This is a genomic window from Pseudomonas sp. M5 (genome assembly GCF_016907075.1).
GTDB classification, from domain to species: domain Bacteria; phylum Pseudomonadota; class Gammaproteobacteria; order Pseudomonadales; family Pseudomonadaceae; genus Aquipseudomonas; species Aquipseudomonas putida_E.
The window spans coordinates 1,026,737-1,052,132 of record NZ_JAFBBH010000001.1 but is presented as its reverse complement, the minus strand read 5'-3'; the positions used below and the strand labels follow the sequence as shown (position 1 = coordinate 1,052,132).

General features: G+C 63.4%; 23 protein-coding genes. 10 read left to right on the top strand and 13 right to left on the bottom strand.

Annotated features, from left to right (window positions below; translation table 11 throughout):
* Positions 1-11: 11 nt before the first annotated feature.
* From JOE27_RS04905 to JOE27_RS04895, 3 genes are read right to left on the bottom strand one after another with little or no spacing between them, the layout of a single operon-like run.
* Positions 12-1,358 carry a cytochrome c gene (locus JOE27_RS04905; protein WP_204918088.1) on the bottom strand — a complete coding sequence of 449 codons (1,347 nt, stop codon included), beginning with the start codon at positions 1,356-1,358 and terminating at the stop codon, positions 12-14.
* Between the two features lie 18 nt (positions 1,359-1,376).
* Positions 1,377-3,626 carry a xanthine dehydrogenase family protein molybdopterin-binding subunit gene (locus JOE27_RS04900; protein WP_204918086.1) on the bottom strand — a complete coding sequence of 750 codons (2,250 nt, stop codon included), beginning with the start codon at positions 3,624-3,626 and terminating at the stop codon, positions 1,377-1,379.
* Positions 3,626-4,081: a (2Fe-2S)-binding protein gene (locus JOE27_RS04895; RefSeq protein ID WP_046786065.1), complete on the bottom strand. Its 456-nt coding sequence runs from the start codon at positions 4,079-4,081 to the stop codon at positions 3,626-3,628. Before JOE27_RS04895 ends, JOE27_RS04900 begins: the two co-directional genes overlap by 1 nt.
* A gap of 259 nt (positions 4,082-4,340) precedes the next feature.
* On the opposite strand from JOE27_RS04895, the gene JOE27_RS04890 reads away from it, so the two are divergent.
* Both JOE27_RS04890 and JOE27_RS04885 read left to right on the top strand, forming a co-directional pair.
* Positions 4,341-6,527 carry an OsmC domain/YcaO domain-containing protein gene (locus JOE27_RS04890; protein WP_204918084.1) on the top strand — a complete coding sequence of 729 codons (2,187 nt, stop codon included), beginning with the start codon at positions 4,341-4,343 and terminating at the stop codon, positions 6,525-6,527.
* Positions 6,524-7,285, top strand: coding sequence for a hypothetical protein (locus JOE27_RS04885; RefSeq protein WP_204918082.1), 762 nt, complete (start codon positions 6,524-6,526; stop codon positions 7,283-7,285). Before JOE27_RS04890 ends, JOE27_RS04885 begins: the two co-directional genes overlap by 4 nt.
* Here the strand turns inward: JOE27_RS04885 and JOE27_RS04880 are convergent.
* The gene (locus tag JOE27_RS04880) at positions 7,282-7,581 is read right to left on the bottom strand and encodes a hypothetical protein (protein WP_115274668.1); all 300 of its coding nucleotides are present in this window, start codon (positions 7,579-7,581) and stop codon (positions 7,282-7,284) included. The two genes, JOE27_RS04885 and JOE27_RS04880, sit on opposite strands and share 4 nt — an antisense overlap.
* 178 nt (positions 7,582-7,759) lie before the next feature.
* On the opposite strand from JOE27_RS04880, the gene JOE27_RS04875 reads away from it, so the two are divergent.
* The 4 genes from JOE27_RS04875 (at position 7,760) to JOE27_RS04860 (ending at position 10,812) form a co-directional block, all read left to right on the top strand.
* Positions 7,760-8,188, top strand: a complete 429-nt coding sequence (locus tag JOE27_RS04875) for a DUF2231 domain-containing protein (RefSeq protein ID WP_039601936.1) — start codon at positions 7,760-7,762, stop codon at positions 8,186-8,188.
* Entirely contained in the window at positions 8,185-9,477 is a 1,293-nt protein-coding gene (locus JOE27_RS04870) for a sorbosone dehydrogenase family protein (RefSeq protein ID WP_204918079.1), read from the top strand. Before JOE27_RS04875 ends, JOE27_RS04870 begins: the two co-directional genes overlap by 4 nt.
* 75 nt (positions 9,478-9,552) lie before the next feature.
* Positions 9,553-10,131, top strand: a complete 579-nt coding sequence (locus JOE27_RS04865) for a hypothetical protein (RefSeq protein ID WP_039601934.1) — start codon at positions 9,553-9,555, stop codon at positions 10,129-10,131.
* A 162-nt stretch (positions 10,132-10,293) separates the two neighbouring features.
* Positions 10,294-10,812 (top strand): DMT family transporter, encoded by a 519-nt coding sequence (locus JOE27_RS04860; RefSeq protein WP_204918077.1) that lies wholly within the window; start codon positions 10,294-10,296, stop codon positions 10,810-10,812.
* Here the strand turns inward: JOE27_RS04860 and JOE27_RS04855 are convergent, their stop codons facing one another.
* A complete protein-coding gene (locus JOE27_RS04855) occupies positions 10,813-11,721 on the bottom strand; it encodes a LysR family transcriptional regulator (protein ID WP_119687100.1) in 909 nt (302 codons plus the stop codon).
* Between the two features lie 165 nt (positions 11,722-11,886).
* Here JOE27_RS04855 and JOE27_RS04850 point away from each other — a divergent pair, with 165 nt between their 5' ends.
* The 3 genes from JOE27_RS04850 (at position 11,887) to JOE27_RS04840 (ending at position 15,130) form a co-directional block, all read left to right on the top strand.
* Positions 11,887-13,101, top strand: coding sequence for a YeeE/YedE family protein (locus JOE27_RS04850; RefSeq protein WP_204918075.1), 1,215 nt, complete (start codon positions 11,887-11,889; stop codon positions 13,099-13,101).
* A gap of 109 nt (positions 13,102-13,210) precedes the next feature.
* Positions 13,211-14,185 carry a quinone oxidoreductase gene (locus JOE27_RS04845; protein WP_115274672.1) on the top strand — a complete coding sequence of 325 codons (975 nt, stop codon included), beginning with the start codon at positions 13,211-13,213 and terminating at the stop codon, positions 14,183-14,185.
* A gap of 24 nt (positions 14,186-14,209) precedes the next feature.
* Positions 14,210-15,130, top strand: coding sequence for a LysR family transcriptional regulator (locus tag JOE27_RS04840; protein WP_196996393.1), 921 nt, complete (start codon positions 14,210-14,212; stop codon positions 15,128-15,130).
* 60 nt (positions 15,131-15,190) lie between these two features.
* On the opposite strand, the gene JOE27_RS04835 is transcribed toward JOE27_RS04840, so the two are convergent.
* Positions 15,191-15,520 carry a hypothetical protein gene (locus tag JOE27_RS04835; protein ID WP_046786072.1) on the bottom strand — a complete coding sequence of 110 codons (330 nt, stop codon included), beginning with the start codon at positions 15,518-15,520 and terminating at the stop codon, positions 15,191-15,193.
* Positions 15,521-15,595: 75 nt separating this feature from the next.
* Entirely contained in the window at positions 15,596-16,246 is a 651-nt protein-coding gene (locus JOE27_RS04830) for a DUF998 domain-containing protein (RefSeq protein ID WP_174141133.1), read from the bottom strand.
* A gap of 223 nt (positions 16,247-16,469) precedes the next feature.
* On the opposite strand from JOE27_RS04830, the gene JOE27_RS04825 reads away from it, so the two are divergent.
* Positions 16,470-17,219: a FadR/GntR family transcriptional regulator gene (locus JOE27_RS04825; protein WP_115274674.1), complete on the top strand. Its 750-nt coding sequence runs from the start codon at positions 16,470-16,472 to the stop codon at positions 17,217-17,219.
* Positions 17,220-17,399: 180 nt separating this feature from the next.
* Here JOE27_RS04825 and JOE27_RS04820 read toward each other — a convergent pair whose 3' ends face one another.
* The 6 genes from JOE27_RS04820 to JOE27_RS04795 all read right to left on the bottom strand — a co-directional run bounded on the left by JOE27_RS04820 (position 17,400) and on the right by JOE27_RS04795 (position 25,380).
* Positions 17,400-18,980: an aldehyde dehydrogenase (NADP(+)) gene (locus tag JOE27_RS04820; RefSeq protein ID WP_204918073.1), complete on the bottom strand. Its 1,581-nt coding sequence runs from the start codon at positions 18,978-18,980 to the stop codon at positions 17,400-17,402.
* A 117-nt stretch (positions 18,981-19,097) separates the two neighbouring features.
* Positions 19,098-20,651: a galactarate dehydratase gene (gene garD / locus JOE27_RS04815; RefSeq protein ID WP_174141135.1), complete on the bottom strand. Its 1,554-nt coding sequence runs from the start codon at positions 20,649-20,651 to the stop codon at positions 19,098-19,100.
* 77 nt (positions 20,652-20,728) lie between these two features.
* Positions 20,729-22,090 (bottom strand): MFS transporter, encoded by a 1,362-nt coding sequence (locus JOE27_RS04810; protein WP_174141136.1) that lies wholly within the window; start codon positions 22,088-22,090, stop codon positions 20,729-20,731.
* 102 nt (positions 22,091-22,192) lie between these two features.
* Entirely contained in the window at positions 22,193-23,104 is a 912-nt protein-coding gene (kdgD, locus tag JOE27_RS04805) for a 5-dehydro-4-deoxyglucarate dehydratase (protein WP_046786077.1), read from the bottom strand.
* Between the two features lie 380 nt (positions 23,105-23,484).
* Entirely contained in the window at positions 23,485-24,294 is an 810-nt protein-coding gene (locus JOE27_RS04800) for a type 1 glutamine amidotransferase (RefSeq protein WP_119687095.1), read from the bottom strand.
* A 303-nt stretch (positions 24,295-24,597) separates the two neighbouring features.
* Positions 24,598-25,380, bottom strand: coding sequence for an amino acid ABC transporter ATP-binding protein (locus JOE27_RS04795; RefSeq protein ID WP_046786079.1), 783 nt, complete (start codon positions 25,378-25,380; stop codon positions 24,598-24,600).
* Positions 25,381-25,396: the final 16 nt, after the last annotated feature.

Sequence of the window (25,396 nt, the reverse complement as noted above, 5' to 3'; positions counted from 1 at the left end):
ACAGTGTTTCCTCAGCGCATGTGCAAGATGATCGGGCTGCTGCTGGCCGGGTCGGTATCCCCGCGCAGCTTGCTGACGGCCTGCGCGTCGACCGCACCGCCGTGGTTGCCCCAGGTACTGCGGACAAAGCTCAGCACCTGGGCGATCTCCTGGTCCGACAACTGCTCGCGGAACGCAGGCATGCGGTAGGCATCCGGCAGCCCGGCGGCGACGATCCGTTGCGAGCCATTGAGGGTGATGTTGATCGCCGAAGCATTCTCCTTGGCCAGCGCCGAGGTGGCCCCCGCCAGCGGCGGCATCCATTCTGCCTGGCCCTTGCCATCCAGGCCATGGCACGTAGCGCAGCGGGTCACGTAGGTGTGGGCGCCGGGGCTGTTCAGGCGTTCACCGGCAGACACTGCCTGATACTGCCACGGCGCGCCGTCACGTTGGGGGTCGCCCGGCAACGATTTGAGGTAGCGGGCGATCGCTGCCAGGTCGTCATCGCTCATGAACTGGGTGGAATTGTTGAACGCCTCGGTCATCGACCCATAGACCACCGCATGCTGGTTGCGCCCGTGCTTGAGGAACTGCACGATCTGGGCCTCGCTCCAGCGGCCCAGGCCGGTGTTGTGGTCGTCACGCAGGCTGGGTGCGTACCAACCGTCGAGCAGCGCGCCGGCCAGAAACGGCTTGCCACCTTCATCCAGGGCTTTTTCGTTGAAGGCCAGGCCCCGTGGGGTATGGCAACTGCCACAGTGGCCGGGGCCCTGAACGATGTAGGCGCCTCGGTTCCACACCGCGTCCTGCGCCGGTTTGGCCGCATAAGGTTCGTCTGCTGCGAACACGCCGTTCCACAGCGCGATCGGCCAGCGCATGTTCAACGGCCACGGGATATCGCTGGGGATGTTCGCCTGTTGGGCAGGCTGTACGCCTTTCATGAAGAAGGCATACAGCGCCCGCACATCGTCATCGCTGAGCTTGGCGTATGAAGGATAGGGCATGGCCGGGTAAAGCCGTCTGCCCCCCGGTGCGACACCGTGGCGCACAGCGCGGTCGAAGTCGGCGAGGCTGTAATTGCCGATGCCGGTCGCGGGGTCGGGAGTTACGTTGGTGGCGTGTATCGCCCCCAGCGGCGTGGCCATTTCCAGCCCACCGGCAAATGGCTTGCCGTCGGGCAGGCTGTGGCAGGCGACACAGTCGCTGAGCCTGGCCACGTACTCACCACGGCTGACCAGCGCCGGGTCGAAGCTGGCGTTCTGTTCGGTGACGAAGGGCGAAGCGGGCTCACGGGTGACATACCAGGCCAGCAGGCCTGCAGCGACCAGGCACGGCAGCGCCAGCCAGCCTGCGGTTCTTGCGAATCGACTGTGGGTCATGTGGCGGTCCTTGTCCGGTCAGCTGAAGGTATGGCGGCTCATGGGCAGGCTGCGGATGCGCTGGCCTGTGAGTTGCGCCACCGCGTTGGCCACTGCTGGCGCCACCGCAGGCAACGGCGGCTCGCCAATGCCCCCCATCTTCGCGCCGCTTTCGACAATGCGCACATGCACCCGGGCCATGCGCGAGGCTGGCAGGATCGGGTACAGGTCGTAGTTGCGCGCGCGCGGCTTGCCATCGATGTATACGGCTTCCTCAACCAGCGTCTGCGACAGGCCAAGGGCCACGGCGCCGTTGACCTGGGCTTCGATGATCGCTGGGTTGACGATGCTGCCGGGGTCGATCGCCTGCCAGATGTCGTGAACCTTGACCTGGCCATCTTCGATCGATACTTCGGCGATCACGGCGGCCTCCGAGCCGAACGGCGAAGCCATGGCCACACCACGCGCCCGCTTGCTGCCGTCTTCAGCGGTGAACGGCCCGCGCTTCCAGCCACCGGACAATTCACCCACCGCTTGCAGCAGGTTGGTCAGGCGCGGGTTGTCGCGCAGCAGGTGCAGGCGCAACTCAAAGGGGTCTTTACCGCCTTTGTCAGCCAGCTCGTCCAGGAAGGACTCATAGAAGAAATCGTTCAGCGAGTTGCCCACCGAGCGCCAGTAACCCAGCATGGCCGGGCCCTTGACGTAGATCTGTGCGATGCGCTTGTTGGCGATGGCGTAGGATTTGCCCGACAGCCCTTCGAGCGCCGTAGGGTCGATTTTTTCGCCTTGCTTGCCCGCCAGGGCCTCGGTGGGGCCCTCTGTGGCACTCACTGCTTCGATGGCCACTGGCAGGCCATCGGCATCCAGCCCTGCGCGGAACTTGACCACCGCTACCGGCCGCAGCACATCGCGCAGGAATTCTTCCTCGCGGCTCCAGATCAGCTTGACCGGGCGGCCGACGGCCTTGGCCAGCAGGATGGCCTGCGGGTAAGGATTGGCCGAGTCATACAGGAAGTGGCGACCAAAGAACCCGCCCAGAAGCGGCGAGTGCAGGGTGATCTGTGCAGGATCCAGGCCGGTGCGTTTGGCGATGTCGTCACGAAACATGTCCGGCGCCTGGTTGGGCAGCCAGACCTCCAGCGAACCGTCGGGGTTGAAGCGCGCCAGTGCGGACGGCGGCTCCAGCTGGGCATGGTTGAGGTACTGGTTGTGGTAGGTGGCCTCGACCTTGGTTTTGGCGTTGCCCAGTGCAGCGGCCACATCGCCTTCGCTTTCGTCGTCTCTGGCAGGGCTTGTCTGGGCGGCCAGGTGCTCGCGCCAGGCATCGCTTGAGAAGTCGGCGGGCATCGCGCGCACTTTGCTGTCGGCGCCCGGCTCTTGCCAGTCCACCTGAAGCGCCTCGACCGCACGCTTGGCGTGCCACCAGCGTTCGGCCACCACGGCAACCGCGCCTGGCAGTTGATGCACCGAGTGCACGCCTTTCATGGCCTTGACCTGAGCTTCGTTGCGCAGGCTGCCCACGGTCATGCCCAGGCGCGGGGCGTGCTGCACGGCGGCTTGGAGCATGCCGTCGAGCTTGATGTCGATGGTGTAGAGCGCCTTGCCGGTGGATTTGTCGTAGGCATCGACACGGCGCACCGGCTTGCCGATCCAGCGGAACTGGCTGGGGTCGCGCAGCTTGATGCCTGCTGGGTCCGGTACCGGCAGGTCCATGGCCCGTTCAGCCAGTTCGCCATAGGCAAGCGAACGGCCCGAGGCGGCGTGTAGCACCTTGCCAGGTTCGGTGGACAGTTCGCTCACCGGTACGCCCCATTGCTCGGCTGCGGCCTGCAGCAGCATGGCCCGGGCAAGGGCGCCAAGGCGGCGCATGGTCGGGTAGCTCATGCGCACCGACATGCTGCCGCCGGTGATACGCATGCCGTTTTCCATCACGACATAGGCTTCGCCCGGCGGGGCACTGTCGACCACGAACGTGGCAGGGTCCGCGTCCAGTTCTTCGCCGACGATCTGTGCCATGGCGGTGTAGGTGCCTTGGCCGCCTTCCATGAACGGGCAGAGCAGGCGTACCGTGCCGTCCTGGCGGATTTCTAGGAATGCAGGCACCTGGGTGCCGCGTTCCTGGGCGGCGGCCGTCGCCGCTTGGACCCGGCTGACGCCCAGCGGCAGGCCAAGGCCCAGGACCAGGGCGCCTACGGCGGTACCGGCGAGAAAACGCCGACGCGACAGGTTGACCGTTTCGCCCGGCGGCAGGTCGAGCAGCACCGCTGGGGTATCGACAGGCGTGTTCATCAGGCTTTCTCCCCTTGGGCGAGTTCGTGCACGGCGGCATGGATGGCGTTATAAGTGCCACAGCGGCACAGGTTGACCATCGCCGCATCGATTTGCGCATCGCTCGGTTGCGGGGTGTGCTTGAGCAGCGCGGTGGCCGCCATCACCTGCCCGGACTGGCAGTAACCGCATTGGGCCACCTGATGCTCGACCCACGCGGCCACCACGCGCTTGCCCACCGCGTCGGCCTCGATGGCTTCGATGGTGGTCACTTCACGCCCGACCACCCCGGCCACCGGCGTGACACAGGCGCGCACCACATTGCCGTCCACCAGCACCGAGCAGGCGCCGCACTGTGCCAGGCCGCAGCCGTACTTGGTGCCGGTCAGGCCGAGGTCGTCGCGGATCACCCACAGCAACGGCGTGTCGGCATCGGCCTCGACCTGGTAGGTCTTCTGGTTGATTCGAAGTTCCATGGCTCACCTGCTGATCATCGGTTGTGATTATGTTGCCGTGCAGGGAATACGTTGTTCCCCAATCCGCAAACGCTAGCACAGCGGGGGGAGCGGCGGCCTGCCGTGTACGGCAGGTTCAGAGAATCAGGCAAGCAATCCGGCGAAATGCGCAATCAAGTGCCGCAGCGGTGGGCGGCACAGACAAACAGGACTTCCAGCCGAAAAAACCGGATAATGCCGGCCAATTTCGTTTTGCACGCTTAAATCACGGTGTTCCCGCATGGAAATCAAGGTCAACTTTCTCGACAACCTTCGTCTTGAAGCCAAATTCGACGACTTCACGGTGATCGCCGACCAGCCGATCCGCTACAAAGGCGATGGCTCGGCCCCGGGGCCGTTCGACTATTTCCTTGCCTCATCGGCCCTGTGCGCCGCCTATTTCGTCAAGCTGTACTGCCAGACCCGGGATATCCCTACCGAAAACATCCGCCTGTCGCAGAACAACATCGTCGACCCCGAGAACCGCTACAACCAGATCTTCAAGATCCAGGTCGAGCTGCCGGAGGACATCTCTGAGAAGGACCGGCAGGGCATCCTGCGCTCCATCGACCGCTGCACGGTCAAGAAAGTGGTACAGACCGGCCCCGAGTTCATCATCGAGCAGGTGGACAACCTCGATGCCGACGCCCAGGGCCTGCTCATGCCGGTGGCCGACACCACCACCTACATCGCCGGCAAGGACCTGCCGCTGGAGCAGACCATCGCCAACATGTCGGGCCTGCTCGCCGGGCTGGGCATGAAGATCGAGATCGCCTCGTGGCGCAACATCGTGCCCAACGTCTGGTCGCTGCACGTGCGCGATGCGCAGTCGCCGATGTGCTTCACCAACGGCAAGGGCTCGACCAAAGAGGCCGCGCTGGCCTCGGCGCTGGGTGAATTCATCGAGCGTTTGAACTGCAACTTCTTCTACAACGACCAGTTCTGGGGCGAGGACATCGCCAACGCGCCGTTCGTGCACTACCCCAACGAGCAGTGGTTCAAGCCGGGCCCCAAGGACGCGCTGCCAGCGGAGATCCTCGACGAATACTGCCTGCAGATCTACAACCCGGACGGCGAGCTGCGTGGTTCGCACCTGTATGACACCAACTCGGGCAATACCGCGCGTGGCATCTGTTCGCTGCCGTTCGTGCGCCAGTCGGACGGGCAGGTGGTGTACTTCCCGTCCAACCTGATCGAAAACCTGTTCCTCAGCAACGGCATGAGCGCAGGCAATACCCTGGCTGAAGCTCAGGTGCAGTGCCTGTCGGAGATCTTCGAGCGGGCCGTGAAGCGTGAAATCCTTGAGGGCGAGCTGTGCCTGCCGGATGTGCCGCAGGAGGTGCTGGCCAAGTACCCAGGCATCGTCGCAGGCATCCAGGGGCTGGAAGAGCAGGGCTTCCCGGTGCTGGTCAAGGACGCGTCGCTGGGCGGTGAATTCCCGGTCATGTGCGTGACCTTGATGAACCCGCGTACCGGCGGCGTGTTCGCCTCGTTCGGCGCGCACCCAAGCTTGGAGGTGGCGCTTGAGCGCAGCCTTACCGAACTGCTGCAGGGCCGCAGTTTCGAGGGGCTCAACGACTTGCCGCAGCCGACCTTCGAAAGCCACGCGCTGACCGAGCCGAACAACTTCGTCGAGCACTTCATCGACTCCAGTGGTGTGGTGTCGTGGCGCTTCTTCAGCGCCAAGGCCGACTTCGAATTCGTCGAGTGGGACTTCTCCGGCCATGGCGAAGACTCCAACCTCCAGGAAGCCGCGACCCTGTTCGGCATCCTCGAGGGCATGGGCAAGGAGGTGTACATGGCTGTGTACGACAACCTCGGCGCCAACGCCTGCCGCATCCTGGTACCGGGTTACTCGGAGATCTACCCGGTCGAGGACCTGATCTGGGACAACACCAACCGTGCCCTGGGGTTCCGTGCCGACATCCTCAACCTGCACAGCCTGGACAACCGTGCATTGCGTGCGCTGCTCAAGCGCCTGGACAACTGTGAGGTGGACGACTACACCACCATCACCACGCTGATCGGTGTCGAGTTCGATGACAACACGGTGTGGGGCCAGTTGACCATCCTTGAGTTGAAACTGCTGATCTGCCTGGCGCTGAAGCGTTTCGAGGACGCCAAGGAGTTGGTCGAGGCGTTCCTGCAGTTCAACGACAACACTGTCGAGCGCGGTTTGTTCTACCAGGCCCTGAATGTGGTGTTGGAAGTGGTGTTGGATGATGAGCTTCAGATGGAGGACTACGAGGCCAATTTCCGCCGCATGTTCGGCAACCCGCGCATGGATGCAGTGCTGGGTTCGGTGGACGGTAGCGTGCGCTTCCATGGCCTGACCCCGACCAGCATGAAGCTGGAGGGGCTGGACCGCCACCTGCGCCTGATCGAGAGCTACAAGAAACTGCATGCCGCCCGGGCCAAGGCGGTGTGACAAGGCTCGAGCCGCTCGACCTGCCTCTTCCCGATTACCCCGCACCGGGCCTGATTGGCGAGGCCCTGTACCTGCGCTACGCGGCCTTAATGGCGCAAGCGGCTAATAGGTCCGCGCCGCTGGCCGATGACGCAGTGCGTCATGAAGGCCGGCGCCTGGCCAGCGATCTGCTGGGCCAGGCAATCACCTTGGGCAGCAGCAAAGCCCACGAAGGTTCGGATGAGATCTACTGGTTGGTGCAGAGCGCTGCTATCGCCTCCTTGTTCGCCGATGGCGCCCAGTGCGCCGAGTTTGCCCGGTACAGGCGGCACGTGGCCTATTACTCGGAAGGCTGCCGTACGGCGGGACAGGTCAATGCTTTCGACCGCTACGTGGCCGCCAATGGCCAGCCTGCAGTCGAAGACGAGGTGCAGTCCCGCTCAGCGGATGACCACTACCGGGTAATGGTGAGGCCGTGGGAGGCTGGAAATACGCATTGGGTCTATTCCCCGCGTGTTCTCGATACCCACCAAGGCACTTGCCTGCTGAGCTTCCAGGATGCCTGTTGGTCAGCGGACGTCAGCACCTGGCATAGCGGCTCGACCGTCGAACTGGCATTGCGCAAGTACCCAAGCCACCGCGCGCGCGACGGCATACGCGTGATCATCGACTGTACAAAACGGTGTGCGCTGCTGGAGGCCGGCGGTGAAATCGAACTGGCGGATCTGGAAGCCGTGCTGGACGCCCGGCTTGAGGGGGCGGAACCCGGCAGCCGCTAGTTCTTGCACTTGGCCATGACCACCTGGCAGGTCCTGGGCGTTCCGCCGGACCGGCCGGCATAGCGGATGCAATTGTTCATTGACTTGTGGCGGGCCATGCTCAAGGTATCGCCCCACGCCAGGCCGCCTTCTCCCATAGTGGGCACGGCCTTGGCGAAACAGTTCGAGCCCAATGCCGCTGTCTGGTAGCGAGCCTGGCTGTGCTTGTTCGAACATCCGGCAGTCAGTGCCATGCTGAGGCTAAGCAGGGCATATGCGGCCCACAACGCGTACGGTCGTGCTTTATCAGCGCTCATGCCATTTGCCTCTGGTGGAAAGGGGGTGAAGTCTTTCAGGATATTTCTATCAAGCCAAGCGGTGAACTAACCGGACGTCAAGGTGATCCTTTGCTAAGCGCACCCCGCGCACGCCTGACGGACCGGGCACTCGCGCCTGTCCGCCAGCCCCGGGTCACTGACTGAGTAAGGAGGCGCCGTGACCGCTACCGAGCAAACCCTCTACCGATGCACGCCCAGCCCGCTGCACGCAATCTTGCTGGCCGGCACGGTCCCGCTGTTTCTTGGCGCATTGCTGAGTGACATTGCCTATTTCAAGAGCTACCAGATCCAGTGGAGCAACTTCGCCTCCTGGTTGATTGCCGGCGGCCTGCTGTTCTGCGGGCTGACGTTGCTGTTCGCGCTGGCCAACCTGGTCCGCGCCGAGCGCAAGGGCGGGCGGCCGACGCTGTACTTTTTGCTGTTGCTGGTGACTTGGGTACTAGGGCTGGTCAATGCCTTCGAGCACGCCAAGGATGCCTGGGCAGTGATGCCAGCGGGCCTGGTGCTGTCTTTGATCGTGACCGTGCTGGCCTGCGTGGCGGCCTGGCTGGGTATGAGCAACCTGCGTTCGGGAGGTGCGGCATGAAACCTTTGCATGCATTGCCTGTATTGAGTGTAGCGCTGTTGTTGAGCGCCTGCGGTGGGGAAGGCGAGGCCACCCAGGCCCTGGGCCCCGACCCGAAATTGCCGGCCCCCGAGCGTGGCCTGTTGCCGAGCATGAAGATCGCCCAGCCCGCACACTGGGGCGAGCAGAAGCCGACCGTGCCTGAGGGTTACAGCATCACAGCCATTGCCACTGACCTGAAAATCCCGCGTCAGAGCCTGGTACTGCCCAACGGTGACATTCTGGTGGCCGAAGGCCGGGGCGGCAGTGCGGCCAAGCTCAAGCCCAAGGACGTCATCGCCAGCCAGATCAAGGCCAAGGGCAATACCCAGGTCAAGGGTGGCAACCGCCTGACACTGCTGCGCGACGCCGACGGCGATGGCACCTACGAGGTGCAGATGGTGTTTGCCGAAAACCTCAACGCGCCTTATGGCCTGGCCTTTGCCGATGGCAAGCTGTACGTGGCCAACCAGGACGCGCTGGTGCGTTTCGACTATCAGGAAGGCCAGACCCAGGCGGGCGGCCCGCCGACCAAAGTCACCGACCTGCCGGCCCAGATCAATCACCACTGGACCAAGGCGTTGACCATCAGCCCCGATGGCCGCTACCTGTATGTGGGTATCGGCTCGAACAGCAATATCACCGAGCGGGGCATGGAAGCCGAAGTCGATCGCGCCATGGTCTGGCAGGTCGACGCTGCCACCGGCGCGCACAAACCCTACGCCAGCGGCTTGCGTAACCCGACGGCGCTGGCCATCCAGCCTGGCAGCGGGCAGCTGTGGACCGTGGTCAACGAGCGCGATGAACTGGGCCCGGACCTGGTGCCGGACTACCTCACTTCGGTGCGCGAAGGTGGCTTCTATGGCTGGCCCTACAGCTACTGGGGGCAGAATGTCGATGAGCGGGTGAAACCGCAGAACCCGGACAAGGTAGCCGCCGCAATCAAGCCCGATTACAGCCTTGGTTCGCATGTGGCCGCGCTGGGCGTGGACTTCTCCATACCGGCCATGGGCGAGCGCTTTGCCGACGGCGTGTTCGTCGGCGAGCACGGCAGCTGGAACCGGCCAAACCCTGTGGGCTACAAGGTGATCTTCGTGCCGTTCAGCAACGGCAAGCCTGCCGGTGAACCGATCGACTTCGCCACCGGCTTCCGGGCCGAGGATGGCAAGACTCGCGGCCGGCCGGTCGGTGTGACGGTTGACCCTCGCGGGGCACTGATCATCGCCGATGATTTGGCCAATACCGTATGGCGGGTCACGCGCAATCGGTAAGTCCAGCTATGGTGTAGGAGCGGCGCGTGAAGCGTTCACGCGCCTGTCCGGTCTTGACCACAGGGAAGCAGGCCTATGAATGCTCTTTGTACACTCGCTCGCGCTGTTGCGCTTGCCACGCTCGTCGGTACCGCCAGTTACACGGTGCAGGCTGCCGATATACCCATTGCCAGTGAAGCACTGGAAAGTCATGTGACCACACAGGTCACCGCCATCGACCAGGCCAACCGGCAGGTCACGGTCAAAGGCCCTGACGACAAGGACGTGACGTTCCAGCTCACGGAAAAGGCCAAGGCGCTGCCCAACCTCAAAGTCGGTGACCAGGTCGATATCTACGTGACCCGTGCGGTGGCCTATGTACTCAACACAGAGGTAGGCGGGGCGCCCAAAGCCAGCGATGAGTCTGGAACCATCCGCGCCACCAAGGACAACCCCAACCCGGGCGGCGAGGCATTCCGCCAGGTACGGGTAACGTCGCAGATCAAGAAGATCGACCTCAAGACCCATGAGGTGAGCCTGCTACCGCCGGAAGGCAAGTTGCAGGTGGTCAAGGTCGAGGACCCTGAACTGCAGGCCCGAATGAAAAACCTCAAGGTCGACCAGACGGTCGATGCGATCTACACCGAAGTACTGCGGATCGAGACATCCCGCTGACCTCTCGCCGGCCTTTTCGCGGGCGACCTCGCGAAAAGGCCGGCGTCATCGATCGGTATCCATCATCCATGTGGCGAATAATCTGAGTGCAGGATTTCGATTTCCATAACGCCCGTCGATTTTCAGATGATGTACCGACCCTGTCTTCAGATGAGTGCATCCATGCCTAACAAGGCCCTGCTTATTGCGTTTCTTCCCTTGGTTTTGGCGCTGCTCGCCGGAGTCGTGCTGCCCTACCAGGCCGCCAGCAACGCGGCCGTCGGTCGTGCGCTCGGGCACTGGCTTTGGGGCGCGTTCACATCATTGACGGTCAGTTCCATTGTGGTCATCGCAGCCTTGCTGGTTTTGCGGATACCGCTGCCTGACCTGGGCAAAGCATTGCAAGGCCCATGGTGGCTGTGGATCGGCGGGGTGCTTGGCGCACTGTACGTCGCCGCTGCCGCCGCCTTGACCCCCAAGCTGGGCACTGCGGGCTTTCTGGTGCTGGTGGTGGCGGGGCAGATTCTAACGTCGGTGATTGTCGACCACTTCGGCCTGATGGGCGTTGCCAGCAAACCGGTGAGCCTGCCAAGGCTTGCGGGGGTGGTTCTGATACTCGTCGGAGTGTTCTTGGTGCAGAGCACCTGGGCTGCAGGCCCTGCGGCTGCAAAGACGGCGATCGTCAAACAGCCCGAAGGCTGATCAGCGACCGGGCTGGCAACAGGCCCAGACCGTCTCCCGCAGCCAGCGATGCCCTGGATCGCTGTCTTTTCTGGTGTGCCATGCCTGCTGATAGGCCAGGTTCGGAATTGGCAAGGGCGGAGCGAACTGGCGCAGGCCCTTGTGTGGCCGCATCGGGCCCACCGCGCGCTTGGCCACGGTAAGGATCAGGTCGGTGCCGCCGAGCACTTCGACGGCGGCGCTCCAGTGCGGCAGCGCCAGGGCAATGCGCCGGCGCAGGCCCCGTTCACCCAGCGCGCGCTCGATCTCGTCATGGGCGTCCGGGCGCATGGCCATGAGCACGTGCGGCCGTACCAGCCAGTCATCCAGTGCAAGGCCACCTTTGGCCGGCAGCACCTGGCGATCGGCGATGCTGACGAAGCTGTCCTCGAACAGTGTCTGCGCGGTAATGCCCTGCGGCAGCTCGGGGAAGATGCCCAAGGCGAGGTCGAGTTCGCCATCGAGCAACTGCGCCATCATCGCCTCGCGGCTGGCCTGGCTGATGGCAAGGTCTACGCCCGGTGCTGCCTGGCGCAGGTGACGGACCAGTGGCGGCAGGATGATCCGCGAGGCGTAATCGGACAACGACAGGCGGAACCTGCGCTGAGCCAGAGCGGGGTCGAAGCGTGGGGTGGCCAGCAGGCTGTTGAGGCTGCCCAGCGCGTCCTGCAAGGGTTTGATGAGGGACTGGGCGCGTGCGGTCAGGGCCATGTGACCGTTCTGGCGGATCAGCAGCGGGTCGTCGAAATGTGCGCGCAGTTGCGCCAAGGCATGGCTGACTGCCGGTTGGCTGCGGTGCAGGCGGATGGCAGCGCGGGTTACGTGTTTTTCGCTGAGCAGCGCATGCAGGGCCAGCAGCAGGTTGAGGTCGATCTTGCGCAGTTCATCCATGGTGCGAATGGCCAGGGTGGCTTTTGGGGGCGTCGTATCAGCCTAACAGATGTGCGCACTGCTGAGCGGGCAGCCCGCTGCCACATATGAAAGCCACCCAAAGCAGCATTGATCGAACCCCGGCGCTATAATCGCCCCCCGTTTTACAGTAATCCGAGCATTCCGATGGGTCTTTCCGCAACCGCAACACCCGAACCGCGCCGCCTGGGCGCCCCCTTGATTGCCTTGGCCCTGCTGCTGGCTGGTGCCTGGTTCCTAAACCTCAATTCCGGCTTCAAGCAGGTACTGCTGCTTATCGTCGGCGCCGCTCTGGGGCTGACGCTTTATCACGCAGCGTTCGGTTTTACCTCGGCCTGGCGCGTATTCATCAACGAACGACGGGGCGCCGGCCTGCGTGCGCAGATGGTCATGCTGACCCTGGCCGTGCTGCTGTTCTTCCCGGCGTTGTCGGCTGGTAGCCTGTTTGGTAACCCGGTGGCCGGGCTGGTGGCGCCAGCCGGGGTCTCTGTGGTGTTTGGCGCGTTCATCTTCGGTATCGGCATGCAACTGGGCGGCGGTTGTGCCTCGGGCACGCTGTTCACCGTAGGCGGGGGCAACGCCAGAATGCTGGTGACGCTGCTGTTCTTCATCATCGGCTCGGTCACTGCCACGCACCATGCCGACTGGTGGTTCGCCTTGCCATCGTTGCCGGCCACCTCGATCGTCCAGGCCTGGGGGGTAGCGCCGGCGCTGCTGGCCAGCGTGGCAGTGTTCGCGCTGATCGCCTGGGCCACGGTGGTACTGGAAAAGCGCCGCCATGGCGCCCTGGAAGCCCCCGTGAGCAGTGAACACCAGGGCCTGCGACGCTTCATGCGTGGCCCATGGCCGTTGCTGTGGGGCGCTATTGCCCTGGCCTTGCTGAACTACGCCACCCTGGCCTTGGCCGGGCGCCCGTGGGGCATTACCTCCGCATTTGCCCTGTGGGGCGCCAAGACTCTCTCCAGCCTGGGTGTGGACGTCGGCAGCTGGGTGTTCTGGCAGGCGCCGGCCAACGCCAAGGCGCTGGCAGCGCCGCTGTGGCAAGACGTGACCACCGTCATGGACCTTGGCATCGTGCTGGGTGCGCTGCTGGCGGCTGGCCTGGCGGGGCGTTTTGCCCCGAGCCTGAACATCCCGCTTCGCTCGCTGGTAGCCGCAGTGATCGGTGGCCTGCTGCTGGGCTACGGTTCGCGCCTGGCCTATGGCTGCAACATTGGCGCCTACTTCAGCGGCATCGCTTCGGGTAGCGTGCATGGCTGGCTATGGCTGGTTGCCGCCTACACCGGAAACATCATTGGCGTGCGTCTGCGCCCATTGTTCTTTGTCGGTGAGCGCCGGCCAGCGGCGCTGACGGGCTGCTGAAAACACTTTGCTTCATCGGGTGCAGGAATCATCTGCACCCAAGCCGATTGTTCGATTCCTGCCGACTAATTAGCCTGAGTCGGTCTTCCACTCCCTCAAGGAATCGAACATGACGACCCGAATTGTGTTGAGCGCTACCGGCGCTACTGACGTCATGCGCCTGCAACCCCTGCAAATCCAACGGCCAGGGCCTGGCGAGGTCTGGCTGGAGCAAACCGCCATAGGCGTCAATCCGCTGGATGTGCTGCAGCGCCAAGGCGGTGCGCCGCTGCTGCTGCCATCGGGGCTAGGCCTGGAAGGTGCCGGGCGCGTCGTCGCGATGGGTGAGGGTGTACACAATGTTCAGGTCGGCGACCGTGTCGGTTATGCCACAGGCCCTGTGGGCGGCTATGCGAGCGGCCGGTTGTATCCTGCCGAGCGTCTGGTGCATCTGCCGGACGAGGTAAGCGATGAAGCTGCCGCTGCCATCCTGTTCAAGGGTATCACCGCACAATACCTGCTCAAGACGACTTACCCGGTCGGGCCCGGCACCCAGATTCTGCTTTATGGCGCCGCCGGTGCGCTTGGCCAGTTGATGGTACCGTGGGCGCGGCACCTGGGCGCAACGGTGATTGGCGTGGTATCCCGAGCGCAAAGCATGGCGCGCGCGCAGGCAGCGGGTTGCCACCATGTGCTGGTATTCGATGCTGCGAGGCTGGCTGGTCAGGTGCATGAACTCACCCGGGGCCAAGGCGTGGATGTGGTGTATGACAGTGTCGGCAAGGTCTCGCTGCAAGCGTCCCTGGACAGCCTGCGCCTGCGTGGGCTGCTGGTATCGTTCGGTGCGACCACGGGCACCCCGGCAGCGATCGAGGTTGGCACCCTCAACGCTAAAGGCTCGTTGTACGTGACCCGGCCATCGCTGGCCGCCCATACCCGCACAGTGGAGGAATACCAGCAGCGCGCAGGCGACGTGCTGTCGGCAGTCGCCGAAGGTATCATCCAGCCACGGGTATGGCGCCGCTACCCGTTGACCGAAGCAGCCAGGGCCCACGAAGACCTGGAACAGGGGCTGTCGGAAGGGGCGCTGATTCTCACCACTTGACTGACCCAGCCACAGAGCCTTGCCATGGACGCCTTTGACAGCCGCCGCGCCGATGAACTTGCCACCTTGCTGGCCCTGCACGAGCAGGGCTCTTTCTCGGCCGCCGGCCGGCAGTTGGCGCGCCACCCCACGGTATTGTCCAAACGCCTCAGCGCACTGGAACAGCGCCTTGGCATTCGCCTGGTGGAACGCACAACTCGGCAACTGCGCTTCACCGATGAGGGCGAACGCCTGGTGGTGCGTGTGCGCGAGGCCAGCCGGCTGATAGCAGAGGCAGAGCAGGAGGCTACCGAGGGTGCGGCGTCGGTGCGCGGGCGCCTGCGCCTGGCCTTGCCTGCGGCGATGGGGCGGCGCTGGTTGAGCGGCATGCTGGCGGACTTTGTCCTGGCCCATCCGCAGGTGACCCTGGAAGCCGAGTATGCCGACCGCTTCGTCGACCTGGTTGGGGAAGGTTTTGATGCTGCGATACGCATCGGTGAACTGGCCGACAACCGCCTGGTGGCCACTAAGCTCTGTGATCACGTCCGCATCCTCTGCGCCTCACCGGACTACTTGTCGCGCCAGGGCGAACCGACAAAACCAGAAGACTTGTCAAAACACAATTGCTTGGGATTCAGTGGCTTACGATCATTTCCTGAATGGCGGCTCACCCGTGGAAACCTTCAGGTGAGTGTGAAGATCAGTGGGTCATTGCGCGGCAACGACAACGAAGCCCTGTTAGAGGCGGCGCGTCGTGGCGTAGGCATACTCGCTGGCGGTGACTGGTTGATGGGCGAGGACCTGGCCGCCGGTCGCCTGGTGCGGGTACTTGCGCAATGGGAGTTGGATGCGGCGGCCGGGATCTATCTGGTGCGACCATCGGCACGCTTGAACACGGCCTCGTTGGGGGCGTTCAAGGCATGGGTCGCGGAGCAGTTCAAGGAGGGCCCGCCATGGCGGCGCTAGGGCTGACCTGCTCCAGATAAAGCATTAAATAAGCTATATAAATTACTGATATATATAGTTTTATCGCTTTGCAACTGCATGCTGTACGCACTGCTCGTAGTAGGTCTGCTTGATGGCTGCCGGCTTGAGCCGCGAGCGACTGTTGTACGTCTGTTCAGTGATGCCGAAGGCGGTCATGCGCATCCATGGTTTGGCGAACCGGCGTACTTGTAGTTTCTTGCGCGTGGCATACAAGGTCACACCGGAAAGCTTGGCCTGCTGGGCCTCGGCGGCTATCTGCGAACCCCAGCCACAAACATGGCGATCGTTCTGGCTCAGCGCTCTGGCCTGGGCGCCGAAGGCAGTCGTGGCCAGCAGGCAGCCGGCCACCGTTGCTAGAAATACTCGCATGTTGCTGTCCTAAGCATCTGAAGGAGAAGGGAGTTTGCCTTCGCTTCAAGTGCCCGGGGGCCAGCACGTTGCAGGTCACGTGGTGGCGATGCGCAGGCGATTTGCCAGCGTCGGCCGCAGGCAGTGCAGAGCAAGCCCGGCTACCCAAACCACCGAGACGGCATAGTTCAGGCGTTGGTAAAGGCCGAACAACTGACCGTTCTGCGCCGCCTGGGCCATCAGTGTGGCACTGGCTATCGCAGCCACCACACAAACTAGTGAAAATGCCCCCAAGGCGCGCGAGCCAGCCACGCCTTTGCCGGCCCATACCCAAAGCGCACTGGCCAGGGTCAACGAGAGAAACATCAGCAAGCCGGACACGTTGTGCAGTTGCTGGGACAGGGAGGGTTGCGCAGGCGCACAGCCTTGATCGCAGGGAAAAAAGCCGGTGCCCAGGCTGCCGAGCCCATGCAGCAGTACCAGTGCCGCGCTGGCAAGGGCGAGCTTCGAGCCCCGCCAGCGCCGCGCCAGACCCCAGGCGAACAGGGTAAACAGCACAGCGAGCGGGAAGTTGTTGAGCAGGGGTGACCAGCGTTGGGTTGGGGCGCCCACCGCGCCCAGCTGGCTCATGGCCTGCTGCAGATGATCGTAGCCCGGGTAGGCTTGGGCGGTGAACCAAACGCCAAGCAGCAGCCAGAGCGGGATGATCAGCCCGCAGCAGAGCAGGCAGCGGTCAAAGGTTTTCATCAGCGGGTTTCCTTCCATGGAGTGACCAATCGATGCGTATACAGTACCGAGATGTATGCAGTCTGTCCTGGCCTCTTCGCAGGCGGGTCCGCTGCCACACTCCTTATTTAAGGCAACGCTCTATGCCGGCCGCGTTGCGGTGATAAATACCGCGTCGGGTGTATGTGATCGTACAACTGCTTGCGCTATGATGTCGGCTGTCTTTCAAGGTGAAACACAGGGCATGACAGAGCAACAGGTACCGGCAAAGACCCGGCGCAAGCCGCGCAGTCTGGCCCAGGAACTGGTCACGGTGCTGACCGAGCGTATTCGCAGCGGCCAGCTCAAGCGCGGCGACAAGCTGCCGACCGAATCGCAGATCATGGCCGAGGAGGGCGTGAGCCGTACCGTGGTGCGTGAGGCGATCTCGCGGCTGCAGGCCGCCGGCCAGGTCGAGACCCGCCATGGCATTGGCACCTTTGTGCTGGACACGCCTGCCACGGGGGGCTTTCGCATCGACCCGGCCACCGTGGTCACGCTGCGTGAGGTGCTGGCGGTACTGGAGCTGCGCATCGCTCTGGAGATCGAGTCGGCAGGCCTTGCGGCGCAACGGCGTAGCGATGAAGAGCTGGCAGGCATGCGTGCGGCGCTGGACGAACTCAACGAGGGTGCTGCCCATGCCACTGATGCGGTGTCGGCGGACTTCCAGTTCCACCTGCGTATCGCCCAGGCCAGCGGCAACCACTACTTTGCTGACATCATCAACCACCTCGGTACCAGCATCATCCCGCGAACCCGGCTCAACTCGGCGCGTCTGGCGCATGATGACCAGGCGCACTACATGGGCCGATTGATGCATGAGCACGAGGCGATCTACGAAGCCATCGCCCGAAGCGACAGCGAAGGGGCCAAGATGGCCATGCGCATGCACCTGAGCAACAGCCGTGAGCGGTTGCGCCAGGCGCATGCGGAGGCTGAAGCGCAAGGGGTTTGAATTCACCGGTGGCTTCGCTGGCCCTATCGCCGGCAAGCCGGCTCCCACAGATACCCCGCTGCTCTCAAGCTCAGCGCTAACCCCGTGGGAGTCGGCTTGCCGGCGACAGGGCCGGTAAATCCAATGCAAGACTCAAAAGAAAGCCCCGCAAATACGGGGCTTTTTATTGCATCAGGGCATTCAGATCGCCCCGTCACTCCACTGCCCATTTACCAACCGGCGCAGGCCCAGCGGGTTGTTGTCACGCAGTGCCTCAGGCAGTAGCGACTGCGGGTAGTTCTGGTAGCACACCGGGCGCAGGAAGCGGTCGATGGCCAAGGTGCCCACGGATGTACCACGGGCATCGGAGGTGGCCGGGTAAGGCCCACCGTGGACCATGGCGTCGCACACTTCCACACCGGTCGGGTAGCCATTGATCAGGATGCGGCCAACCTTTTCCTCCAGCAGCGGTACCAGCCAGGCAAATGCTTCGAAGTCTTCAGGCTCACCGATCAGCGTGGCAGTCAGCTGACCACGCAGGCCGAGCAGGGCGGCGCGCAGCTGCGCGTTGTCCTGAGCTTCAACGGCAACGGTAGTCGGGCCGAACACTTCTTCCTGCAGCAGCGGGTCGGCGTCCACCAGCAAACGGGCATCAGCCTTGAACAGTTGTGCCCGCGCCTGGCTACCTTCCTGAGGTTGGCCTGCCAGGTGTTCGATGCCAGCGTGGGCCTGCAGGTGCTCCAGGCCGCCCACGTAGCTGCGCAGGCCACCGGCGTTGAGCAGGGTCTGGCCGGCTTGCTGGTCCAGGTGCTGGCCGAGGTCGGCGAGCAACTGGCTGAACTGTGGCGATTGCAGGCCGATCACCAGGCCAGGGTTGGTGCAGAACTGGCCAGCACCCAGGCACACGGAGCCGGCCAGCTCGCGGGCAATGGCGTCGCCACGCTTGGCCAGCGCGCCGGGCAGAATGATCACTGGGTTGATGCTGGACATCTCGGCGAATACCGGGATGGGTTGCGGGCGTTCGGCGGCCATGCGGCACAGTGCATCCCCGCCCTTGAGCGAGCCGGTGAAGCCGACCGCCTGGATGGCCGGATGCTTGACCAGCCACTCACCGACGCCACCGCCAAACACCATGTTGAAGACGCCCTTGGGCATACCGGTGCGTTCGGCAGCGCGGACGATGGCCGCACCGACCAGGTCGGCCGTGGCCATGTGGCCGCTGTGCGCCTTGAACACCACCGGGCAACCGGCGGCGAAGGCTGCAGCGGTATCACCGCCTGCGGTGGAGAAGGCCAGCGGGAAGTTGCTGGCGCCGAACACGGCGACCGGGCCCACGCCGATGCGCATCTGGCGCAGGTCAACTCTGGGCAACGGCTGGCGTTCGGGCAAGGCCAGGTCGATGCGTGCACCGAGGTAGTCGCCACGGCGCAGCACCTGGGCGAACAGGCGCATCTGACCGCTGGTGCGGCCTCGCTCACCTTGGATGCGCCCGGCGGGCAGGGCGGTTTCACGGCAGACCACGGCGACGAAGGCGTCGTCCAGCTCGTCCAGTTCCGCCGCAATGGCGTCGAGGAACTCGGCACGACGTGCCGGGGCCAGCTGGCGGAATTCGGCAAAGGCCGCTGCCGCCGCTTGAGCCGCCTGGTCCACCTCGGCCTCGGTGGCTTGGGCGAAGCTGTAGGGCAGGGCCTCGCCAGTGGTGGCGTCCAGGCTCTGCAGGCGTTGCGCGCCAGCGGCGCTGCGCTGGCCGGCGATGAAGTTGTGGCCAAGAATCTCAGGCATGGTGTGCTCCTGTGTGTGGAAGGGTTGATCAGTGGATGTCGCATGACCTGTGGAAGCTGGCAAGCCAGCTACTACAGGCGGGCGTGTGCCATTGAAATACCGGGCAAGGCCGAACCATCAGGTGATTGGCGCCGGATTGAACAGGGTGATGTCGTTGTGCAGCCGGTGTTGTTCTGCCCAGGTCTGCTTGCGGCCGCTGGCCACGTCCAGGTAGTAGTGGAACAACTCCCAGCCCAATTCCTCGATGCTTGAGCGGCCACTGGCAATGCGCCCGGCGTCGATGTCGATCAGGTCCGGCCAGCGTTGGGCCAGTTCGGTGCGGGTGCACACCTTGACGACCGGTGCCATGGCCAGGCCGTACGGGGTACCGCGGCCAGTGGTGAATACGTGCAAGTTCATCCCGGCCGCCAACTGCAGGGTGCCGCAGACAAAGTCGCTGGCGGGCGTTGCGCAGAAGATCAGGCCTTTGCGGTTTACCCGCTCGCCCGGCCCGAGCACGCCCTGGATGGCGCCACTGCCGGACTTGACGATCGAGCCCAGGGATTTTTCAACGATATTGGACAGGCCGCCTTTCTTGTTGCCTGGCGTGGTGTTGGCGCTGCGGTCGGCCGCACCTTGCTGCAGGTAGCGGTCGTACCAGTCCATCTCGCGCACCAGCGCATCGGCGACTGCCTGGTTTTCGGCGCGGGAGGTAAGCATGTAGATGGCGTCGCGCACCTCGGTCACTTCCGAGAACAGCACGGTGGCGCCGGCTCGCACCAGCAGATCGGCCGCATAGCCCAGCGCCGGGTTGGCAGTGATACCGGAGAATGCATCGCTACCGCCGCATTGCATGCCCAGGATCAGCTCACTGGCCGGCACGGTTTCGCGGCGGCGCTTGTCGAGCTTCTGCAAGCGCGTCTCGGCCAGGCCCATGATCTGCTCGATCATTTCAGTGAAACCAAGGCTGGCATCCTGCAGGCGATACAGCCAGGGCTCGCTGAGGTCTACCGAAGGGTCGTTGTCGTGCATCACCTGGCCGGCCTGCAGTTTCTCGCAGCCCAGGCTGATGACCAGCGCTTCGCCACCCAGGTTGGGGTTGCGTGCCAGGTTGCGCACGGTGCGGATCGGGATGTAGGCATCGCGGGCGTTGATCGCCACGCCGCAGCCATAGCTGTGGGTGAGGGCGACCACGTCATCGACATTGGGGTATTTGGGCAGCAATTCGCTGCGGATGCGCTTGACTGCATGCTCCAGCACACCGGTCACACACTGAACGGTGGTGGTGATGCCCAGGATGTTGCGGGTACCGACGGTGCCGTCAGCATTGCGGTAGCCCTCGAAGGTGAAGCCATCCAGCGCAGGCAAGGGGGCAGGTACGGCATCGCAGCGGGGCAGGCTGTCCAGTTCTGGGGCAGACGGCATGGCCAGTTGGCTCTCCTGGACCCAGCTGCCTTGGCGCAGGTCTTCCAGGGCGTAACCGATGATCTGCCCATAGCGCCGCACTGGCTCGCCTTTGGCGATGAGGACGGTGGCCACTTTGTGGCTCTGCGGCACGGCTTCTACAAGGGTCAGGCCATCGGGGAAGCGCGCGCCTTCGCCCAGACCACCATCGTTGACCACTACCACGACGTTATCGTCGTCGTGCAAGCGGACGTAGCGGGGCGAGTCGGAATGTTCGATCAACTGCATGTTTGGGCCCTGTTTGTGATGTTCTCAGGCTTTGTACATCCGCCCGCACCGGCATTACCGGTCGCGGGCGTGCTCACTCAGTGACGTGCGCTGGCCAGTTCGCCCGGGGCGGCAGGCTCAGCGCCTGGCTTTGCATCCTCACGCAACTCGATACGCTTGATCGGCCCGACGATGACCAGGTAGCTGAACACCGCTACCAGGGCGTTGGCGCCCACGTACACCAGCGCCCACTTGAACGAGCCGGTTGCGCTGATGATGTAACCAATGACGATAGGAGTGGTGATCGAAGCAATGTTGCCGAAGGTGTTGAACAGGCCGCCGGACAGCCCTGCGATCTGCTTGGGCGAGGTATCGGCAACTACGGCCCAGCCCAGTGCGCCGATGCCCTTGCCGAAGAAGGCCAGGGTCATGAAGCCGACCACCATCCATTCCGCCTCGACATAGTTGCAAAAGACCATGGTGGTCGACAGCAGCAGACCACAGACGATCGGCAGCTTGCGCGAGAAGGTCAGCGAATTGCCGCGGCGCAGCAGCCAGTCAGACAGTACCCCACCGAGCACTCCGCCGATGAAGCCGCAGATTGCCGGCAGCGAGGCGATGATGCCCGCCTTGAGGATGGTCATGCCGCGCTCCTGCACCAGGTATACCGGGAACCAGGTCAGGAAGAAGTAGGTGATGGCGTTGATGCAGTACTGGCCCAGGTACACGCCCAGCAGCATACGGCTGGTCAGCAGTTGCTTGATGTACCCCCATTTCGGGCCGTCGTTGCCGCGCTTCTGGTCCATGTCCACCAGGCCGCCGTTCTGCTCGATGTGCTCGAGTTCTTGCGGGCTGATGCGCGGGTGTTGGCGCGGGTTGTAGATGGTCTTCAGCCACACCATGGAGAACACGATGCCCAGTGCACCCATCACCACGAATACGTGCTCCCAGCCGAAGCTGAACACGATCCAACCCATGATCGGGGCGAACAGTGCGGTGGCGAAATACTGCGCGGAGTTGAAGATCGCCGATGCTGTGCCGCGTTCTGCCGTGGGGAACCAGGCCGCAACGATGCGGGCGTTACCCGGGAACGATGGTGCTTCGGCAAAACCAACCAGAAAACGCAGGGTGAACAAGGTGACGACCGCCCAAGCCACTGGCAGGCCGCCGACAAAACCCTGCAGCAGGGTGAACAGCGACCAGGTGAAAATGCTGAAGGCGTAGACATTCTTGGAGCCGAAGCGGTCCAGCAGCCAGCCACCAGGAATCTGGCCGGCAACGTAAGCCCATCCAAAGGCGGAGAAGATATAACCGAGGGTTACGGCGTCAATGCCGAGGTCCTTCTGCAGGCTGGAGCCTGCAATGGCGATGGTGGCGCGGTCGGCATAGTTGATCGTGGTCACCAGGAACAGCATGAACAGGATCAGGTAGCGCACATGCGTCTTTTTAGTCGCTTGCATGCTGGTAATACTCCCACTAGTTATTTTTGTGCGGGCTCACGAGTTGTAGCCGGAGTGGGGTGGCCCACTCCGGGTGCGGCGATGGCAGGCCGCGGGGGCCGCTTATTGCGGGCCCATCTTGTCCATCAGGGCTGCGAGCATTTCGTATTCTTCGCCAGTCAGGTCGGTCAGCGGCGTGCGCACCGGGCCTGCGTCGTAACCGGCGATCTTCGCGCCTGCCTTGACGATGCTCACGGCATAACCGGCCTTGCGGTTGCGGATGTCCAGGTATGGCAGGAAGAAGTCGTCAATCAGCTTGCCAACGGTGGCGTGATCGTCGCGGGCGATGGCGTGGTAGAAGTCCATCGCGGTCTTCGGAATGAAGTTGAACACCGCCGAGGAGTACACCGGCACACCCAGGGCTTTGTAAGCGGCAGCATACACCTCGGCGGTCGGCAGGCCACCCAGGTAGCTGAAACGGTCACCCAGGCGGCGACGGATCGACACCATCAGTTCGATGTCACCCAGGCCGTCCTTGTAGCCGATCAGGTTAGGGCAGCGTTCGGCAAGCTTTTCCAGCAGGTCGGCGTTCAGGCGGCAAACGTTGCGGTTGTATACCACCACCCCGATGTTGACCGATTTGCACACCGCTTCGACGTGGGCGGCGACACCGTCCTGGCTGGCTTCGGTCAGGTAGTGCGGCAGCAACAGCAGGCCCTTGGCACCCAAGCGCTCGGCTTCCTGTGCGTATTCGATGGCCTGGCGGGTGGAGCCACCGACGCCGGCGAGGATCGGTACAGACGTGGCGCAGGTGTCGACGGCGGTCTTGATTACCTGGCTGTACTCGCTGGCGGCCAGGGAGAAGAACTCACCGGTGCCACCGGCGGCGAACAGGGCGCTGGCACCGTACGGGGCAAGCCATTCCAGGCGCTTGATGTAGCCGGCCTGGTTGAAGTCGCCCTGGGCATTGAAGTCGGTGACCGGGAAAGACAGCAGCCCGTGGGAGAGGATGGATTTCAGTTCTTGTGGATTCATTGTTATTGGCATCCTGTGGCGCTTGGGTGAAGGGTGTTGTTTTGCGTTGGAGGTAAGTTATCGTACAACTAGCGTGATGACTAGTCCATCCGTGGAAAATTTTTGGGGCACGTGGCCAATCGGGGATTTGTGGTGGGGCGGAATCGCGCGCGGCTCGGGATTGTAGGGCGCGGCGTCGCGCGATATCCCAGGCGCAGAAAACCTGACGACAACCATCTAAACAGTCATCGTATCTCTCGGGAGGGGAAAAACGATCGCGGAGACAGGCGCAAGCCCGCCGCCCGCATCCACGGGAAGTGTTCTGGGACCAGCAGAGGGTGACCGGGGAAGCGGGGGGCGGCCTTGCGCCGCCCCGCGATCAAAACTGACGAAGCTGAGTGTCAGGCGGCCTGTTGGCGCTTGATCTGGGATTTGCGCACCTGGGCGCGGCAGGCATCGCCGAAGGCCTGGAAGATCTTGATCGAATCAGGGTTCTTGGCCGCTTGCCACTCCGGGTGCCACTGTACAGCAAACAGGAACGGCGAAATGCTCGGGGCGTGAATCGCTTCGACCAGGCCGTCTTCGGCGTGGGCGATCGGTTCGATGCCTGTACCCAGGGTGCGCAGGCCCTGGCCATGCAGCGAGTTGACGCGGATCTCGTCGGTGCCAAGGGCGTCGTGCAGCCAGCTGCCCGGCTTGATCTTCACGCCATGCACCTGAGCGTATTGCACGTCGACCGGATCTTCCGGGTTTTCCCGGTGGTCGTTGTAGCCTGGTTCGGCGTAAACCTTCTGGTAGATATCGCCGCCCAGGGCGACGTTGATTTCCTGCATGCCGCGGCAGATGCCGAAGATGGGCAGGCCACGTTTAAGCGCGGCCTTGACCAGCGGAATATCGAACAGGTCGCGGTTGACGTCCTGGCCTTTGCCTGGTGTCTGGTTTTCCTGGCCATACAGGCTCGGCTCGATGTTGCTGCCGGCACCGGTCAGGTATACGCCGTCGGCCATGTCCAGATAGGTCTCGAGGTCTTCGGTGCCACAGCAGGTGGGCACAAGTACCGGGACGCAATCAGCGAAATCGACCAGCGGGGTGATGTATTTGTGGGTCATGACCTGGTAGTCATGGCCTTTGCGCTCTTGGCTGCCCATGGTCATCAGGACGACGGGTTTGCGCAGGGAAGGTTGCTTGTTGCCAATGTTGCTGTTGGACATATGTCACCTTATGGCAGGTTCGACCTGCCGTTGTTGTGCAGGTGCACGGCGCGGGGCCTGGTGTGCTACCTGAAGCCCCGAGCACTGCCGGCTCGTCAGAGGCGACGATGCCGGTCGGGGCTTGTAGATAGCTTGCCAGAGCCGTTCGATATGTCAAACGACTGAAATGGGCTGAAGCGCCTGAATTCGGGGGCTGAAACCCTTGCGAGCCTCAGGCGGCAAGGGTTTGACAGGGGGCGAGGTCAATTATATTTAACGACGCAGTTGGGTCATTGCAGCCGTGCAATGAAGGGGGCAGTGGCTTCAATGAAGGATCTGCGCCAGAAAACTTTTGGCACGTGCAGTGCGCGGCTGGTTGAAGAACACCTGCGGCGGGCTGTCTTCGATGATCTGCCCGCCTTCAAGGAACAGCACCCGCTCGGCAACCTGCCTGGCAAAGCCCATTTCATGGGTAACACAGAGCATGGTCATGCCGGTGCCCGCCAGTTGCACCAATACATCCAGCACTTCAGCGACCATTTCCGGGTCCAGCGCCGAGGTCGGCTCGTCGAACAGCATGATCCGCGGCTTCATGCACAAGGCGCGGGCGATCGCCACCCGCTGCTGCTGGCCGCCAGAGAGCTGGCTGGGGTATTTGTGCGCCTGGCTTTCGATGCCGACCTTGCACAGGTACATCCGGGCACGCTCCTCAGCGTCCTTGCGGGACAGGCCGCGCACGCTGGTGGGAGCCAGCAGGCAGTTGTCGAGCACGCTCATGTGCGGGAACAGGTTGAAGTGCTGGAACACCATGCCGATGTCGCTGCGTACCTGGGCGGCCTGGCGTGTGCTGCTGGCCAGGTCGGTGCCGGCTACCTGGACGCTGCCTTGTTCGGCAATTTCCAGGCGGTTGATGCAACGGATCAAGGTGGACTTGCCTGAGCCGGAGGGGCCGCACAGCACGATGCGTTCACCTTCGCGCACCTGCAGGTCGATGTCGCGCAATACATGGAAAGCGCCATAGTGCTTGTTCAGGCCCTCGATGCGGATCAGCACCGGGCGTGGGTCGTTTTCAGGGGCAAGGCTGGCAACGCTCAAAGGGGCGGTCATGTTGTTGTTCTCCCGC